At 66.8% G+C, this 16,710-nt stretch carries 14 protein-coding genes; 9 read left to right on the top strand and 5 right to left on the bottom strand.

The window, feature by feature from the left end:
- The first annotated feature begins 225 nt into the window (after positions 1-225).
- The 5 genes from BMY12_RS11010 to BMY12_RS10990 all read left to right on the top strand — a co-directional run bounded on the left by BMY12_RS11010 (position 226) and on the right by BMY12_RS10990 (position 7,095).
- Positions 226-1,536 (top strand): OprO/OprP family phosphate-selective porin, encoded by a 1,311-nt coding sequence (locus tag BMY12_RS11010; RefSeq protein ID WP_093285878.1) that lies wholly within the window; start codon positions 226-228, stop codon positions 1,534-1,536.
- Positions 1,537-1,618: 82 nt separating this feature from the next.
- Positions 1,619-3,631 carry a TonB-dependent receptor plug domain-containing protein gene (locus BMY12_RS11005; RefSeq protein ID WP_093285875.1) on the top strand — a complete coding sequence of 671 codons (2,013 nt, stop codon included), beginning with the start codon at positions 1,619-1,621 and terminating at the stop codon, positions 3,629-3,631.
- Positions 3,628-4,944, top strand: a complete 1,317-nt coding sequence (locus BMY12_RS11000; protein WP_218140163.1) for an ABC transporter substrate-binding protein — start codon at positions 3,628-3,630, stop codon at positions 4,942-4,944. The genes BMY12_RS11005 and BMY12_RS11000 overlap by 4 nt, the downstream gene beginning before the upstream one ends.
- Before the next feature lie 2 nt (positions 4,945-4,946).
- Positions 4,947-6,251, top strand: coding sequence for a di-heme oxidoreductase family protein (locus tag BMY12_RS10995; protein ID WP_093285873.1), 1,305 nt, complete (start codon positions 4,947-4,949; stop codon positions 6,249-6,251).
- A gap of 22 nt (positions 6,252-6,273) precedes the next feature.
- Positions 6,274-7,095, top strand: coding sequence for a TOBE domain-containing protein (locus BMY12_RS10990; RefSeq protein WP_143068927.1), 822 nt, complete (start codon positions 6,274-6,276; stop codon positions 7,093-7,095).
- 181 nt (positions 7,096-7,276) lie between these two features.
- Here the strand turns inward: BMY12_RS10990 and BMY12_RS10985 are convergent, their stop codons facing one another.
- The 3 genes from BMY12_RS10985 to BMY12_RS10975 all read right to left on the bottom strand — a co-directional run bounded on the left by BMY12_RS10985 (position 7,277) and on the right by BMY12_RS10975 (position 12,903).
- Entirely contained in the window at positions 7,277-9,610 is a 2,334-nt protein-coding gene (locus tag BMY12_RS10985; RefSeq protein WP_093285866.1) for a TonB-dependent receptor, read from the bottom strand.
- Positions 9,611-9,840: 230 nt separating this feature from the next.
- Entirely contained in the window at positions 9,841-11,394 is a 1,554-nt protein-coding gene (locus BMY12_RS10980; RefSeq protein WP_177188951.1) for a thioredoxin family protein, read from the bottom strand.
- A 108-nt stretch (positions 11,395-11,502) separates the two neighbouring features.
- A complete protein-coding gene (locus BMY12_RS10975) occupies positions 11,503-12,903 on the bottom strand; it encodes a high affinity choline transporter 1 (protein ID WP_245732464.1) in 1,401 nt (466 codons plus the stop codon).
- 108 nt (positions 12,904-13,011) lie between these two features.
- Between BMY12_RS10975 and BMY12_RS10970 the strand changes: the two genes are divergently transcribed.
- Complete coding sequence (locus BMY12_RS10970) at positions 13,012-13,287, top strand: YcgL domain-containing protein (RefSeq protein ID WP_093285860.1); 276 nt, start codon at positions 13,012-13,014, stop codon at positions 13,285-13,287.
- A 25-nt stretch (positions 13,288-13,312) separates the two neighbouring features.
- Entirely contained in the window at positions 13,313-13,981 is a 669-nt protein-coding gene (locus tag BMY12_RS10965; RefSeq protein WP_093285857.1) for a glutathione S-transferase family protein, read from the top strand.
- A 22-nt stretch (positions 13,982-14,003) separates the two neighbouring features.
- Here the strand turns inward: BMY12_RS10965 and BMY12_RS10960 are convergent, their stop codons facing one another.
- Positions 14,004-14,372, bottom strand: a complete 369-nt coding sequence (locus BMY12_RS10960; protein ID WP_093285855.1) for a VOC family protein — start codon at positions 14,370-14,372, stop codon at positions 14,004-14,006.
- A gap of 240 nt (positions 14,373-14,612) precedes the next feature.
- Between BMY12_RS10960 and BMY12_RS10955 the strand changes: the two genes are divergently transcribed.
- Positions 14,613-14,990, top strand: a complete 378-nt coding sequence (locus BMY12_RS10955; protein WP_093285852.1) for a cupin domain-containing protein — start codon at positions 14,613-14,615, stop codon at positions 14,988-14,990.
- Positions 14,991-15,033: 43 nt separating this feature from the next.
- Here the strand turns inward: BMY12_RS10955 and BMY12_RS10950 are convergent, their stop codons facing one another.
- A complete protein-coding gene (locus BMY12_RS10950) occupies positions 15,034-15,606 on the bottom strand; it encodes an outer membrane beta-barrel protein (RefSeq protein WP_093285850.1) in 573 nt (190 codons plus the stop codon).
- Positions 15,607-15,786: 180 nt separating this feature from the next.
- Between BMY12_RS10950 and BMY12_RS10945 the strand changes: the two genes are divergently transcribed.
- Entirely contained in the window at positions 15,787-16,704 is a 918-nt protein-coding gene (locus BMY12_RS10945; protein ID WP_093285847.1) for an oxidoreductase, read from the top strand.
- The last annotated feature ends 6 nt before the right edge of the window (positions 16,705-16,710 follow it).

Genomic DNA, 16,710 nt, shown 5'->3' with positions numbered 1-16,710 from the left:
CAGCCATCACTCCGATAAACCAGCACATACAACCCTTCCGCGCAACATTCCCGACATTGGCATTGTGATATTTGCGACAAACACTGCGCTCTCCTACGGGTAAACCGGCATAAAAAGCTCGCTTGCGACAAGGAGCGCCCGCGCCTGGCATCCGCCTTGCTTGTTCCATTTTTATATGTAGTTGTTTATATAAATAACCGTGACAAGCAAACAGGGGAAGTCCACATGCGTCACCGTCAACACCCTATCGCCGCCGGCCTGCTGGGCCTGTGCGCCTGCGCGCAGGCCCAGGCCGCCGACGATCTGCTCGATATCCTGCAGGCCAAGGGCGTGCTCAGTGCCGAAGAGGCGGGCGCGCTCAAGGCCCAGCAGCAAGCCAGGTCCGGCGCCAGCACCGACAGCGGTTTCAAGCTTGTCTCTGGCGATGGCGCCAGTTCCCTGCAGCTGGGCACGCTGCAACAGCTGGACTATGCGGCGTTCAAGCAGGACCAGGCCGATCTCGCCGACGGCTCGCAGCTGCGGCGTTCGCGCCTGAGCATCGGCGGCAACTTTCTCAAGGACTGGCAGTACCGCGTCGAGTACGAATTCAGCAACCTCACCGCCAGTTCCTCCGGCGTCACCGACGCCTATGTCGCCTATGCCGGCTATAAACCGCTGACCATAACCATCGGCAACGTCAAGCCGCCCATCGGCCTGGAAGCACTGGCTTCCGACAAGACCCTCACCTTCATGGAGCGCGGCCTGCCCTTCGCCTTCATCAATACCGGCAACACCCGCGCGCCGGGCCTGCTGCTGAGCCACGCCGGGCGCAACTGGAGCGCAAGCGCCGGCGCCTTCGGCGAGCCGCTGAACACCGCGCAGACCGCTGCTGGCGATGAGGGCTACAGCCTGGCCGGTCGTGTCACGTATGCGCCGCTGCTGAGCGAGCGCAGCAGCGTGCATCTGGGCCTGAGCGGCGTGTGGCGGGCCACCACGCAGAACACCGGCAGCAACGGCAAGGGCAGCAGCATCAGCTTCAGCAGCAAACCGGAAAGCAATCAGCCCGCACAGAGCTTCGTCAGCACCGGCAGCATCGCCGGCAACGTCCAGCACTATCGCGTCGCCGATGCCGAATTCGCCGCGCAGTACGGCGCCGCTTCACTGCAGGGCGAGTACCTGCAGACCGAGGTGGCGCGAGATACCGGCAAGAACCTGTCCTTCAAGGGCTGGTACGGCCAGCTCGCTTACACGCTGAGCGGCGAGATGCGCCCCTACAAGGCCGACCGCGGTCTGTTCGACGGCATCAAGCCCGCGCGCAACTTCGGCGCCAAGGGCAGGGGCGCCTTCGAGCTGGCGGCGCGCTACAGCGGCATCGATCTGTCGGATCGCGGGTTGTATGGCGGCTACGAACAAAACGCCGCGCTGGCGCTGAACTGGTATCTGAACAGCTATCTGCGCGGCAGCCTCAATGCCGTGAAGGTGCTCAAGCTCGACGGCGGCAGCATGGATGGCGACAAGCCGACCCTCTACCAGATGCGCCTGCAGCTGGCGTTCTGAATGCCATGCAGCGCCGCGCGCGGCGGTGGTCCGCGCCCGGCGTCTGCACCTGATTTCTTCGCCACCAGCTTAGGGAGTCACGATGATGCACGAGATCGCGCCACGCGCGGGGACGGCGGCCGGCCTGCTGATGAGTGTCCTGCTCAGCCAGCCCAGCCACGCCACCGACGCCACGCCTTTTGACCTGGGCACCGTGGAGGTGCTGGGCAGCCGCAGCGAGAACAAGATCGACGCACAGATCCAGATCGCCCAGGAGCAGATCCGGGAACGTGATCGCCAGACCGTCGGCGCCGCCGTGGCGCTGGCGCCGGGCGTGTATCTCGGCCGCGTCGGCGCGCGTGGCGAGGAAGTGGCTTTCGTGCGCGGCTTCGATCTGCGCCAGGTGCCCTTGTTCGTCGACGGCCTGCCGGTGTACGTGCCGTATGACGGTTATGTCGATCTGGGCCGCTTTCTCAGCAGCGACATCGCACGCATCGACATCTCGCGTGGTTTCGGTTCGCTGCTCTACGGCGCCAACACCCTGGGCGGCGCCATCAATCTGATCAGCCGGCGGCCGAGTCAGCCACTGGAGCTGGACAGCGGTGCCCAGCTGGGCCTGAACCGCGCGGGCGATGATGTGAACCGTGAGGCCTACGCCAATCTGGGCCTGCACCGCGACTACGGCTACGCGCAGCTGGGCGTGGCCTACCGCCAGCAGGACCGCTTCGAGCTGCCGGCCGATTTCACCGCCACCACGGCCGAGGACGGCGGTGCGCGCAACAACAGCGACAGCGAGGATCGCCGCCTCTCCGCCAAGCTCGCCTACACGCCCGGCGGCGACGAATACGTGCTGGGCTACAACTGGCAGCAGGGCGAGAAAGGCACTCCGCCCTACGCCGGCAGCCTGAGCAGCATCAAGCCGCGCTACTGGCGCTGGCCGAGCTGGGACAAGGACAGCGTCTATGCCATGAGCCGCACGCAGCTGGACGAGCACGAGCTCAAGCTGCGCGTCTATCACGACACGTTCAAGAACTCGCTGTTCTCCTACGACGACGCCAGCTACACCAGCATCAGCAAGCCCTACGCCTTCCGCAGCTGGTACGACGATTTTTCCAACGGCGCCGGTCTGGAGACGCGCAGCCAGCTGCGCGAGGACAATCAGCTGCACCTGGCCGCGACCTGGAAGGAGGACGTGCATCGCGAGCACAACGCCGGCGAGCCGATCCGGCATTTCAAGGATCGCAACTGGACCATCGGCGGCGAGGACACGCAGCAGCTGGGCGGCGACTGGTCGCTGGTCGGCGGCCTGGCTTATGAGGCGCGGCAGAGTCTGGAGGCACAGGACTACAACTCCACCACGCATGCCCTGTCGCCATTCGCACGCGAGGACAACGACGCCCTCAGCGGCGAGCTGGGCCTGTTCCGCAAGACGCAGGACCAGCAGAGCTGGCGCGCCACCTACGCGCATCGCAACCGCTTCCCGACCATCAAGGATCGCTACTCCTATCGCCTGGGCACCGCGATTCCCAATGAAGCGCTCAAGCCCGAGCATGCCGATCACTTCGAAGCCGGCTATGCGCGGCCGCTGCTGGCGGGACTGGATGTGGATCTGGCGCTGTTCTACAGCAATATCCGCGAACTGATTCAGGCCGTGCGCATCGCCGACAGCGCTTGCGCCAGTGCGCCCTGCACGCAAAACCAGAACGTGGGCAAGGTGCACAGCGGCGGCGTGGACCTGGCGCTGCACGGACACTGCACGCAGTGGCGCCTAGACCTGAGCTACAGCTATCTGGATCGCAGCAATCGCAGCAACGCCAGGCTGCGGCTCACGGATGCCCCGCGCAATCAGTTCAACGGTGAGCTGCGCTGGCTGCCTCTGCCACAGTGGTCGCTGGCCAGCGAGGTACAGGCCATGAGCAAGCGCTATTCCTCGACGGACGCCACACAGGTCGCCGCCGGCTTCGGGGTGATGGGCCTGAGCACGCGCTATGCGTTCACGCCGCGCTGCTCGGCCAGCGCCGGTGTCCACAATCTCTTCGACCGGCTCTATGAATTCAGTGAAGGCTATCCGGAGGCCGGGCGCAGCTACTATCTGCGCGCCGAGTACCGGCTGTGAGCGCCCCCCTGTGCCACGACCGCCGCCGTCTGCTGCAGGCTTTCGGTGGTGCGGCACTCGCCGCTGTCGCGCCGCCGCGCGCGCAGGCGCAGACGCCGGACAACACGCTCAATGTGCTCACCGCCTATCCCGATGAAGTGGTCACCCGCTTCGTCGCCGCCTTCGGCGCCGCGTATCCCCAGTACCGCCTCAACATGGTCTGGCGCATGCCGCACGAGGCCCTGCCCTATCTGCAGGCGCCGGATCAGAACGGCATCGATGTGTACTGGAGCGCCTCGCCGCGCACCTTCGCGCAGATCAAGGCCGCGCAGGGCTGGCAGGTTTTGCCGGAGACGCTGCGCAGCCTGCCGCCGCGCATCGGCGGCTGCCAGCTCAGTGATCCGCAGGGCTACTTCGTCGCCACCGAAATGGCGGCCTACGGCTTTGCGCTCAATCGCGCGCGCCTGCGCCAGCGGCAACTGCAGGCGCCATCCGACTGGCCGGAACTCTGTGATGCGCGTTACGCCGGATTGATCGCGATGCCCGATCCGGCGCGCGTGGGCTTTGCGCCGGTGATGCTCGACATCGTGTTGCAGGCTTATGGCTGGCAGCGTGGCTGGGCGCTGTGGCAGGAAATCGCCGGCAATGCACAGCTGATCGGACGCGGCGGCAGCTTCGTCAGCGACAGCGTCGGCACGCAGGGCGAGGCTGCGGTAGGCCTGAGCATCGACTTCTTCGTCGCCTCGGCGATGGCCAATGGCGCCGATCTCGACTTCATCTATCCGCGTCACAGCGGCGTCAATCCCGGCCAGGTGGCGGTCACCGCCAGCACGCCGCATCGCGAAGCGGCGCTGGCCTTCGTCGGCTTCCTGCTTTCCGAAACCGGACAGGCGTTGCTGCTGCATCCGGATCTGCGCAAGCTGCCGGTGCGGCCCTCGGTGTATCGCCAGGCGCCGCGCGGCAGCTTCAATCCCTATCTCGCCGCCCAGGCCGGCGGCCTGGACTACGACAGCACGCGCACACAGGCACGCCTGGGCCTGCTCGCGGCGCTGTGCGAGCCATGTCTGTCGCAGCCGCATGCACCGCTGCAAGCGCTCTGGCGCCGCATACACGCCGGCGAGGCGCGCGGGCTGAAACTCGCGGCGGCGCGCCGCGAACTCTGCCGCATGCCTATCGATGAGGCGCAGGCCGCCGAACTCGCGCCGCGTGAATACGCGCGCCGCCTGGAAGCGCAGAGCGAGTCGGCGCCACGAGCGATCGAGGCACAGTGGTCGGCCTTCGCCGCCGCGCAACGCGAGCAGGTCGCGCGCCTGCTGTCCGCCGCCGGAGCCTGAGCATGCCCCGCTTCTGTCTGCTGCTCCTGCTGCTCTGCGCACAGCGCGTGCTGGCCGCCGAAGATCGCGAAGCCTTCAATCACCCACTGCCGGACCTGTCGGCCGGACAACAGGTGCAATTCTTCGAAGGCCGCACGCTGATGCATCAGAGCTGGATCGTGGCGCCTTCGCAGGACACGCAGCACGATGGCCTGGGGCCGCTCTACAACCAGCTCGCCTGCAGTTCCTGCCACCCCAAGAACGGTCGCGGCCGCACGCCCGATCGCCGCGACGAACGCCTGCAGTCGGCACTGCTGCGCCTGTCCCTGCCCGGCCCCGCCGGCGCTGCACCAAGGCCGCATCCGGCTTACGGCGAACAGCTCAATGAGCAAGGCATCCCCGGCGTGCCGGGCGAAGGCAGCGTGTTCATCGACTGGCAGATGCAGAGCCTGAGCCTGGACGATGGCCAGCGTCTCACCCTGCGCCGGCCACGGCTGCGCATCGTGGCCCTGGCCTATGGTCCGCTGCAGGGCGCGCTCACTTCCCTGCGCGTCGGGCCGACGCTGATCGGCATGGGTCTGCTGGATGCGGTGAGCGATGAAACCCTGCACGCGATGGCCGCCGAGCCCAAGCCCGACGGCGTGCGTGGCCGGGTCAATCAGCTGCGCGGCGAAGACGGCCAGCTGCGCCTGGGCCGCTTCGGTCTCAAGGCCAATGCCCCGAACCTGCGCCAGCAGATCGCCAATGCCATGCTCGGGGATCTGGGCATCAGCAGCAGCCTGCATCCGCAGCAGAACTGCCGGCCCGCGCAGCGCGCCTGTCGCGCCGCGCCCACGGGCGGAGAACCGGAGCTGAGCGAGGCACAGCTCGATGCGCTGACGCGGTATCTGGCGCTGCTGCAAGTGCCACCCGCTCGCGCAGCGACGCCCGCCACGCGGCATGGCGCGCAGCTGTTCATGCGCCTGGGCTGCGCGCTCTGTCATCGTCCGCAGCTGCGCAGCGGCGCGCAGGCCCTGGCGCCGCAGCTGGCCGGGCAGGACTTTGCGCCCTACAGCGATCTGCTGCTGCACGACATGGGCGAAAGCCTGGCCGATCATCGTCCCGACTACGAGGCCGGCGGGCGTGACTGGCGTACCGCGCCGCTGTGGGGCATCGGCCGCATCAAAGCCATCAACGAGCACAGCCAGTTCCTGCACGACGGCCGCGCACGCGATCTGCAGGAAGCCATCCTCTGGCACGGCGGTGAAGCGCAGACCGCACAGCGCCGCTACCGCGCCCTGAGCGCGCAGGATCGCGAGGCACTGCTGGACTTTCTGCGCAGCCTCTGAACGATTGCGCGACAATGCGCGCATGACCAAGCGCTCTCATTACAGCGGCCGCCTGCATCTGGAAAAGGACGGCGTGCCCTTCCTGGTGGCCGGCCGCATCGATCTGCTCGAAGCCGTGGACCTGAAAGGCTCGATCAGTCAGGCGGCCAAGGCCGTGGGCATGAGTTACAAGGGTGCCTGGGACGCCATCGATGCGATGAACAACCAGGCCGACGAGGCCCTGGTGCAGCGCGCCACCGGCGGTCAGCGCGGCGGCGGCACGCAGCTCACCGAATACGGCCGCCGCGTGGTGGCCCTGGTGCGCGCCATTGAAGAAGAACATCAGCAGGCACTGGCCCTGCTCAATGAGCGCGTCGGTGCGCGCGCCGGCGGTCCGCAGGCCTTCGCCGAATACCGGCGCCTGCTGCAGCGCTTCTCGCTGCAGACCAGCGCGCGCAATCACTGGGTGGGCAGCGTGTGCGCGGTGCGCGCCGACCGCGTGCATGCCGCGATCGAGATCGCACTCGACGACAAGCTCAGCATCATCGCGCACATCTCCACCGACAGCGCCAAGCGCCTGGGCATCACGCCGGGCAGCGACATCGCGGCCCTGGTCAAGGCCGTGGCGGTCCAGATCGCCCTGCCCGAGCAGGTGCCGGTGACGCAGCCCAACCGTCTCGTCGGCAGCATTTCGCGCCTGAGCCAGGAAGGCGAGCAGAGCGAGCTGATTGTCGATCTGCCGGGCGGACGCACGGTGACCGCGGTGCTGCGCGACGGCGAGGCGGCCACTCTGCGCGTGGGGCGCAAAGTGGTCGCCTGCTTCGATCCGCGTGCCGTGCTGCTGGCGCGCCTGCCCGGCGCCTGAGCGCGCGGGACTGCCTTTCAGCAGCGTGCTGAAAAACGAAGTGTTCGGCACGCTGTGCTTGGCACATGGAGGTGCCGACGGTCATCCAGCGCGCCAGCGCTGGATGACCGGGAGCGCAGGAAAACCACGTTTTTCCGTAGCGACCTGAAAAACGCCAGGGATGGCGTTTTTCAGCAAACCATCAGAAATCCCAGTTCAGGCGCAGGCCCCAGGTGCGCGGCGGCGCCAGCGAATCCTCGCGACCGAAGTCGGTGTGGAACTGCGCGAGGTTGTAGCGCTCATCGCCCAGATTGTCGCCGTACACCGTCAGCTTCAGACCATACGGCTGATACAGATAGCTCAGGTGTGCATTGAAAATCTGATAGGCCGGCTCGAAGGTGTCCGGCGTGTTCTGCGCCAGATAGTAATAGCCCGAGTTGGTGTACCAGTCACCCGCCAGCTCCAGCGTGCCCTGCCCCAGCTCGAAGCTCTGGCTCAGCGTCAGCGTGCTGCTGAGCTTGGGCGTACGCACGATCTGATTGCCGCTGAAGGGATGGCAGGCCGGCGAGCCGGGATTGCTGCAGTCGCTCTTGTAGGCCAGCCCGGTGAGTTCACCGAAGCCACGGCCGTCGTCGTAGTCCAGATACACCGCGTGCAGCCAGCTCAGATTGCCGCCGAGCAGCAGGCCCGGATCCAGCTCAGGCAGGGGCTGCCACAAGGCCTCCACTTCCAGACCGCGGATGCGCGCCTTGCCGGCGTTTTCCAGATTGATCGCGCCGCCCGAGGTGAAGGACATGAAGCCGGTCTGCAGATTGTGGATGTCGTTTTCAAACAGCGCGGTGTTGAAGCGCAGGCTGTGATTGAACCACTCTGATTTCAGACCCACCTCATAAGCGGTGACCTTCTCCGGCTCCACATAGGTGGGCGCCTTGAAGATATTGATGATGTTGTAGGTGCCGCTCTTGAAGCCCTGCTGGAAGGAGGCGTAGATCAGCAGGTCCTGCGCGGGCCGCCAGTCCAGCGAGACCTTCGGCGAGAAATTGCGCGCGGTGCTTTCCTCCTGCGGGAAGGAATACAGGCGCGTGAGTCCGCCGTTCAAATTGCCGTCGCTGACGTCCGAGGTCACCAGCTTGCGCGACTCGCGCTGCCAGCGTCCGCCCAGCGTCAGGTCCAGCCAGCTGGTGAGGCTCGCGGTGGCCTGGGCATAGCCGGAATAGGCCTCGGTCTTGAGCAGGCCGGTGAAATAGAAGGTGAGGTCCTGCGGAATCGGTGAATTGCCCAGCAGCGACAGCACCAGATCACCCAGGCCCAGCGGCAGCGCACCGATCTGCTCCGTGGTGGGCAGCTGCACTGCATCGAGCAGACGCAGATAGCCGGGCTTGTAGCCGCCGTCGCTGCGCAGGTAATAGAGACCGCCCACCCACTTGAGCCAGCTGCTGCCCCAGCTGTCGGCATTGGAGGTGAACTGCAGCTCGCTGGTCACGAAGCGCTGGTACTCGTCGTCGGCGCCATAGGTGGCGATCGGCTGGCTGGTGCCGTCGAAGTCGTAGACGTAGTCGAAAGCCTTGACGAAGTAATAGCTGCCCAGCAGCTTGGTATCCACGCCGCTCAGATGCCAGTTGAGCTGGCCGTAGAGCGCACGCGTGATGGTGCTGAGGCTGGGCTCGCTGTTGGCGGTGGTGACGTAGTCGCGGATTTCGGCGGGCAGCGTGATGCCCAGCAGCGGCGTGGGATTGACGTTGGCCGAGACCGTGGTGCTGGTGCCGCTCTGCCGCGCATAGATGCCGGTGACCACCAGATTCAGGTCTTCGCTGAATTCCACACCGATCTTGAGACGGCCACCGCGACCGATCTCCGGCGGCAGCTGTTCATTGCTGCCGTTGTCCACGCGGTAATAGCTGTCGCGGCGGTTGTAGAAACCCGACAGGCTCACCGCCAGAGCGTTGCTCAGCGGCAGATTGGTGTAGACGCGCGCCTGCGCGTCCTTGTAATTGCCGTAGCTGAGCTGCACGGAGGTCTCCGGCGTCTGGCCCGGATTCTTCGACCACACCGAAACCGCACCGCCGGTGGAGTTGCGTCCGAACAGCGTGCCCTGCGGGCCCTTGAGCACTTCCACGCGCTCCACCGCACCGAAGGCCTGCGCCAGACTGTGGCCCGACGGAAAGTACACGCCGTCCACATAAGTCGCGATGCTGGGCTCGGCGGAGGGAATGAACACATCGGTGCCGACGCCGCGCAGGTAAATCAGGTTGTAGCCGCCCAGGTCGGTGACCTGCATGCCGGGCACGGCCTCGGCCAGATCGCGGATGCTCTGCACGCCGCGCGCGTCGAGCTGCTCGCTGGAGAAGGCCTGCACCGACACCGGCACATCCTGCAGGCGCTCCTCGCGCTTGCGTGCGGTGACGATCACTTCGGCCAGCGCCCCGGACTCCTCGCGCGGCGCGGCGGTGCTCGGCGCGGCGGCCGGCTCGCCCGCCACCGGGATGGTGGGCAGGGCCTCGGCCGGAGCGTCCGGACTCTGGGCGAGCGCCGGCATCGCGGCAAGCGGCGACAACAAGCAGGCAAGCGTACGCGCCCATGCAAGACGGCGCGGCAATCCGGCATACAACATCATTAAGTCCCCCAAGGGCTCAAGCGCGTCTGCGCGCGCGTGGGCCGCGAGTATAGGGATTCACCGTCGCGCGGCCTAAGAATAACTGGGGCTTTTGATATTCCCCCACCGCCCTGATACCCCTGCTCGTACCCGCAGCCCGGCTCGCTGCGGAATCAGGCCGCCGGCTGCAGAAAGCCGCTGCAGCTGCGCTGTGCCTCGCTCTGCGCCGGCAGCGTCGCGCACAAGGGCTGCATCTGCGCGCGCAGCGCCTTCAGCTGCGCCTGGCCCTGGTGGGCGGCGGCCCAGGCCAGCAGCTTGCCGCTCAGGCGCTCGAAGCGTTTGCGGGTGCGCTGGTAGTAGCCGGCCTGACTCTCGCGCAGCTCGCGGATCAGCTGCGTGCTGACGGCCTGGATGCTCTTGGCATCCTCGGGCTGCAGGCGGATCAGACCTTCCACATACAGCACGCCCCACTGCGCGCGCGTCGCCGGACCCTGCGCGGCCGCGTAGGCCTGGCGCAACCAGTCCACGGCTGCGGCATTGTCGTGGCCATCCTCGGCGATCCTGGACAGCGTGACCATGTGGTAGTACGGCGCCAGCGAACGCTTGAGTTCGGCATTGAGCAAGGCCTTGGCTTCGGCATCCAGACCCGCCTTGTGCAGCAGCTCGGCCGCCGAGTGCACGGCGTTCTGCCGCTCATACGGGGTCTGCGCCTGGGCATCGGCCCATTGCGCGCGCTGGCGGATTTTTTCCGCCAGGGCCTTGGGCACGGCATCCTTGCCATGTGCCTGTTGCCACAGGTCCAGCTCGGCGAAGCTGGCATCGATGCGCTCGCCCAGCGAATAGCGCGCATCGCTGTAGACACGATCCATGGCCAGCACCAGCAACGCAGACAGTGCGCCGTAGTCGGCCGAATCGGGCTCGGCCAGCGCGGCGATCTGGTCGGCACCGGCCGCTTCGATCAAGACCACATTGCGCCGCACCGCCTCGGGATCGGCGAGCAGCGCATGCAGCAGCTGCGTACCGGCGAGGCGCTGCGGCTCGGAGAGACGCTCATCCGCGCCGGCGCGCAGCGTCAGGGCCTGCAGCGCCAGGGTCTGGCGCAGGGCCGGATCGGGACAGCGCTGCGCCAGGGTCTCCAGCGTCGTCGCCGGCTCCTGCGCGGGCAGCAGGCGCTGCTCGTCCAGCTCCCAGCCGTAGGCGGCCAGCGACTGCCAGTCGCCGGCGCTGAGTTTGTCCGGCTGCGCGAGCGCCTGCTGCAGCAGCTGCCGGATCGGCTGCGACTGCTGCAGCGCCAGCGCCAGCAGTCGCGGATAAGCCTCGACATCGCTGCTGCCGGACAGGCGCGTGAGTTCGCTGCGGTCGGGACGCAGGATGATCAGCGTGGGATAACCGACGATGCCGAAGTACTCGCCCCAGCGCTGCGCGCCGGGCTCATCGCCATCCAGATGCACCGCCACGAAGCGGCGCGTCTGCGCAATGAACTCCGGACGCTGGAACACCGTGGCCTTGAGCTGGTTGCAGGGCGGGCACCACTTGGCGCCCCAGTACAGCAGCACGTCCTGCTTGCTCTCGGCGGCCTCGGCAAAGGCCTCTTCCACCTTGCCTTCCTGCCAGGCGATGGCCTGTGGCGCGCTGGCCGCCGCAGGCGGCGCCTGGCGCTGGCAGGCGCCCAGCAGCAGAGCCGACAGCAGCAGCAGCAGCGTCAGGGATTTCGCGAGCTTGAGCATGGCCTGTCCATGAAATGGCGCGTGGCAATCGCGCATCGTCGCGATTGCCGGCGGCATATGGAAATGTTTTTTGCCCTGCGCCGCGATCACGGCGCAGGACACAGGCGCTCAGGATGATTCGCGCGCGGTCCCGCCGGCAAGAGCAGAATCCCCCTGCACCGCCCCCGAGCGCAGCGGCGCAAACAGCAGGTACGCCGCCAGCGAGGCGGCCAGTGAGCTGAAGAAGGGATAAGGCAGTTCCTGCCAGGTGCCGAGCACATAGACCGAGACGCTGGCGATCAGCGCCGCCGCCGCGCTGGCCGCGCCACCCAGGCGTGGCGCCCACAGCGAGAACAGCATGATGACCAGGACGCCCGAGGAGCCGAAGCCCGAGGACGCCTGCACCAGCTCATAGATGCTGTCCGAGGACAGCGCCAGCCAGTAGGCGGCCAGGCCGAAGATCACCACGCCCAGGCGATTGGCGCGGACCTTGGCCTTCTCGCTCAGCCCCGGCCGATGCCGCAGCAGCAGGTTGTGCGCGGCCAGCGAACCGGCCACCAGCAGCGCGCCGGACAGCGTGGAGAGAATCGCCGAAACCAGGGCGCCGAGGAACAGGATGTACAGCGGCGTGGACAGCGAGTGCTGCGCGTAAGTGGCCAGCACCTGCTCGGGATCGGTGTCGCCCATCTGCCCCATCAGCCCCAGGCCCAGCAGCACCGGCACCATGCCGATGACCAGATACAGGAAGGACGCGGCGATGGTGCTGCTGCGCGCCAGTTCCGGACTGCGCACCGCCAGCACGCGCGCCACCAGTTCGCCGGCGGCCACGGTGCTGAGCACCGGCACCAGGAATGTCTCCAGCCATTGCAGGGGACTCTGCTCGCCCATCATGGTCAGGCGCTCCGGCGGCAGCGCCGCCAGACGTTCGGCGCCACCGCTGTAGAAGAACACGACGGCCAGGCCCAGAACGCCGAGAATCAGCACGATGCCCTGCACCAGATCGGTCACCGCGTCGGCCCACATGCCCCCGATGGCGGTGTAGACGATCACCACCACGGCGGCGGCGGTGATCGCCGCGAAGATGCCCAGCTCACTGGCCGAGGCCACCACCTGACCCATCGCCCGGATCTGCGCCGCCGCCCACAGCACCGAGCTGGGAATCATCACCAGCGTCGCCAGGGTTTCGATGCGCCCGCCGTAGCGCTGCCGGAACAGATCGGCAAAGGTCATGATGCCGCGCTTCCACAAGGTGGCGGCGAACAGCAGGCCCATGATCAGGATGCCGGTCGCGTAGCCGAAGGGATCGGTGGTGGCGCCCGACAAGCCATTGGCGTAGCTCTCGCTGGTGGCGCCCACGCAGGTCTCGGCGCCGAACCAGGTGGCGAACACGCTGAAGGTGGCCAGCCAGGGCCCGAGCCGGCGGCCGGCCAGCAGATAGTCCGACTCGCTCTTGGGCCGTCGCGCCACGGCGAAGGCAATGGCCAGCTGCGCGACGATGTAGACCAGCAACGAGGCCAGGATCAGATTCATGGTGTGCCATTCCCCCCTTGGAACGCGGCATAGCTTTGGCGATCCGCCTTGCCCGCGCAAGCACCATGCCTGGATTCCGCGACTGCGGATCGCCGACAATTCCGCGCCATGAGCGAAATCATCGACTGCCACGTCTACCGTTGTTCGCGCCAGCAGGAAATGTATCTGTACCTGCGTGCGGACCTGTCACCCGAGCATCTGCCCGAGGCCCTGCGCCAGCGCGCCGGGCGTCTGGTTCAGGTGCTGCAGCTGAGCCTCAATCCGCAGCGCAAGCTGGCGCGCGTCGATGTCGGCAGCGTGATGCAGCAGCTGCGCGAGCAAGGCTGGTATCTGCAGATGCCGCCGCGCGGGCAGATGCAGGCGCATCTGCATTTCGGCGACTGACCCGCCTTCACCGGAGCACGCATCCATGATCACCGTCCACCACCTGGAAAATTCCCGCTCGCAGCGCGTGCTCTGGCTGCTCGAAGAGCTGGGCCTGCCTTACGAACTGCGCCGCTATGCGCGCGATCCGAAAACCATGCTGGCGCCGCCCGCGCTGCGCGCCGTGCATCCGCTGGGCAAGTCGCCGGTGATCGAAGACGAAGGCCGGGTGCTGGCCGAGTCCGGCGCGATACTCGAATACTTGGCCGAGCGTCACGGCGGCGGACGCCTGCTGCCGCCTGCCGGCAGCGAGGCCGCGCTACGCTGCCGCTACTGGCTGCACTATGCCGAAGGCTCGCTGATGCCACTGCTGGTGATGAAGCTGATCAACAGCCGCATCGTGCCGGGCTCGCCGACCCTGATCCGGCCCATCGCGCGCAAGATCGCCGAAGCCCTGCAGAACGCCTATCAGGAACCGAACATCAAGCTGCAGCTGGCTTATGTGGATCAGGAGCTGGGCAAACACCCCTGGTTCGCCGGCGAGGACTTGAGTATCGCCGACATGCAGATGAGCTTTCCCCTGGAAGCGGCACTGGCGCGCGCCGCAAAGCCGGGCCAGTACCCGAACATCGCCAGCTTCGTGGCGCGCATCCAGGCGCGCGCCGCGTATCAGCGCGCAGCCGCCAAGGCCGGGCCGGCCCAGCCCTTACGCTGAGGCCGGCCGGCGCGGTGCATACTCAGCCGCGCGAAAACGCGCAGAGCTTGTTGCCGTCCAGATCGCGGAAATAGGCGGCGTAGAAGCCCGGCATGCGTTCACCCGGCGCGCCTTCGTCGCTGCCGCCCAGGCTCAGGGCCTTGGCGTGCAGGGCCTGCGCGATTTCCGGCTTGTCCACCTGCAGCGACACCATCATGCCGTTGCCCACGGTGGCCTGTTCGCCATTGAAAGGCTTGATCACGCACAGCATCGGCTTGGCGGGATCATTGGCCCAGGCCACCAGGCGATCCGTGGCGAAAGCCTGCCCGGCGCCGACGAGTTTCAGCAGCTCGTCATAGAACTGCGAGGCGCGGCCCAGGTCATTGGTGCCCAGCGTGACGTATCCGATCATGTATTTCTCCCTCTTGCTGTTGTGAATGGCAGACGCAAAGCGCAGGAGTTTATCAGGGCGATGCAAAAGGCAGGTTGATGCAAAAGGGTCTCCATGCCCTTTTGCAGGCCACTGACGAAAAGGCGCGGCCTTTTTTGCGCCGCCAGCATCCGGCGCATGAAGGCGCCCGATGTTCGCTGCCTCCGCCATGTGCCAAGCTTGGCCTCATCGTCGTTGCCAAGACACCCACCCCATCCCGATATGAAGCCCGCAATTTTGCCGGCCTGCGCACAGCCGGAAACGTTCACGGTGGAAGGCTGCCACGTCCGCGAGCTGTCCAACGGCGCGCAGGATGAAACCCTGTCCATCGCGCAAGTGCGTGTGGCCTGCGGACACAGCACGCGCTGGCATCGCCTGCGCAACACCCAGGAACGTTATGTGATTGTCGCCGGCCGCGGCCTGATGCAACTGCAAGGGCAGGCACCGCAGGAAGTATCCGCCGGCGATGTGGTGCTGATTCCGCCCGGCTGCGGGCAGCGCATCCAGGCGCTGGGCGATACCGAGCTGGTGTTTCTGGCGATCTGTACGCCGCGCTTCGTCTGGCAGGCATACGAAGATATCGACACGCCGCAGCCCTGATCGAGCCCGCCAGCGGCGGCCCCGATCAGGATGGCTGGCCGTTTTAGTAGAACGAGAACTGCAAGGCCGCCGAAGCGTTGTCCACGTGGGTGTCCTCGAAGGTGAAGCGCTCGTATTCCACACGCAGATCGAGATTCTGCGCGAGATTGAAGCGCACACCGCCGCCCCAGGTGAAGCTGGTGCCGTCCTCGCTGCGGTGGAAGCCGCCGACGCCCACACTGGAATCGAAGTCGGCATTCCAGAACAGCGCGCCGGCCTTGGCGTAAGGCTGCAGATAAGGCAGCGGCAGATCCGCCACCAGACCCGCCGTCCAGCCATGCGCCTTCACTTCTGCCAGCGAGCCTTCCGCCTTGCCGAAATCGATGTACTGGCCCTCCAGCGACAGGATGGGATTGAAACGAAAACCCGCCAGCGCCTTCCAGGACACGCGGTTGTCGTTGAAGTCTTCGTCGTTGGTGGGGAAGTCCTCGCTGCCGATACGGCTGTAGCCGACGCCGCCACCGATGTAGAACGCACTCTGCTGATGCGGCATCTCCTGTGCCGAAATCGCCGCCGGCAGAACCGCCAGCAGCGTGAGGCCAGCAAGCGGTAACCGCGTTTTTTTCCAGTGTTTCATGCCGATTCTCCGATGAGTTCCAGGGACAAAGCACAGTGTGTGCACGGCGCAGGGACTCAAACGCCGTGCCCGGAGCGGCGTGACGCAAGACTCGCCCGCGAGGCTTCACCGTCCGTTCAGGTGAAGCCGGCGCAAGGCAGGGGGCGCAGCATGGCGCTCCATCGTTCCGGAGTTCTTGCGATGTCCAAAGCCGCCTGGTCACTCAGCGATGCACCCCGCCTGGAAGGCAAGCGGGTACTGATCACCGGCGCCAATCGCGGCCTGGGCCTGCAGCTCGCCACCGCACTCGCGGGCCTGGGCGCCGAGGTCCTGATGGCCTGTCGCGATCCGCAGCGCGCCGAGAACGCCATCGCGCAGATCCGCTCGCAACAGCCGCAGGCGCGCCTGCGCGCCCTGCCGCTGGATCTGGCGCGGCTGGATTCGATCCGTACGTTCGCAAGCCGCTTTGCCGGCGAATATGCGAGCCTGGACCTGCTCTGCCACAACGCCGCCGCCATCATGGTGCCGCGTAGCGAAACCGCGGACGGCTTCGAGCAGCACATCGGCACCAATCTGCTGGGCGCCTATGCGCTCACCGGCCTGTTGCTCGACGCGCTCAAGGCCGCACCGGCGGCGCGCATCGTCGCCACCGGCAGCCTGGCGCACCGGCTCACGCCGGGACTGGATCTGTCCGATCCGCATTTCACCCGGCGCGCGTACAAGGAGATGGACGCCTATGGCGCCAGCAAGCTCGCGGTACTGAGCTGGTGCTTCGAACTCGATCGCCGTCTGCGCGCCGCGCGGCTGCCGATCCGCGCCGTAGCGGCGCACCCGGGCTACAGCGCCACCAATCTGGACGTGGGCAATGTCTTTATCCGACTGAGCACGCGGCTGCTTGCGCAGCCGCCGGCCATGGGCATGCTGCCGGCGCTGTACGCCGCCACCGCCGAGGATGTGCAGGGCGGCGAATACTTCGGCCCCGCCGGCTTCAAGGAGCTGCGCGGACCACCACGCCGCGTGGACTGCCGTCCCGAGGCGCGCGATCCGGCGCTGGCCCTGCGGCTCTGGGACTGGGCACAGCACAGCACCGGGCTGGCCTATGCCCTGCCCGGCGCCTGAGCCAGA

The sequence above is a fragment of the Solimonas aquatica genome (assembly GCF_900111015.1).
GTDB classification, from domain to species: Bacteria; Pseudomonadota; Gammaproteobacteria; order Nevskiales; family Nevskiaceae; genus Solimonas; species Solimonas aquatica.
This window is presented reverse-complemented; position numbering and strand designations above follow the sequence as displayed.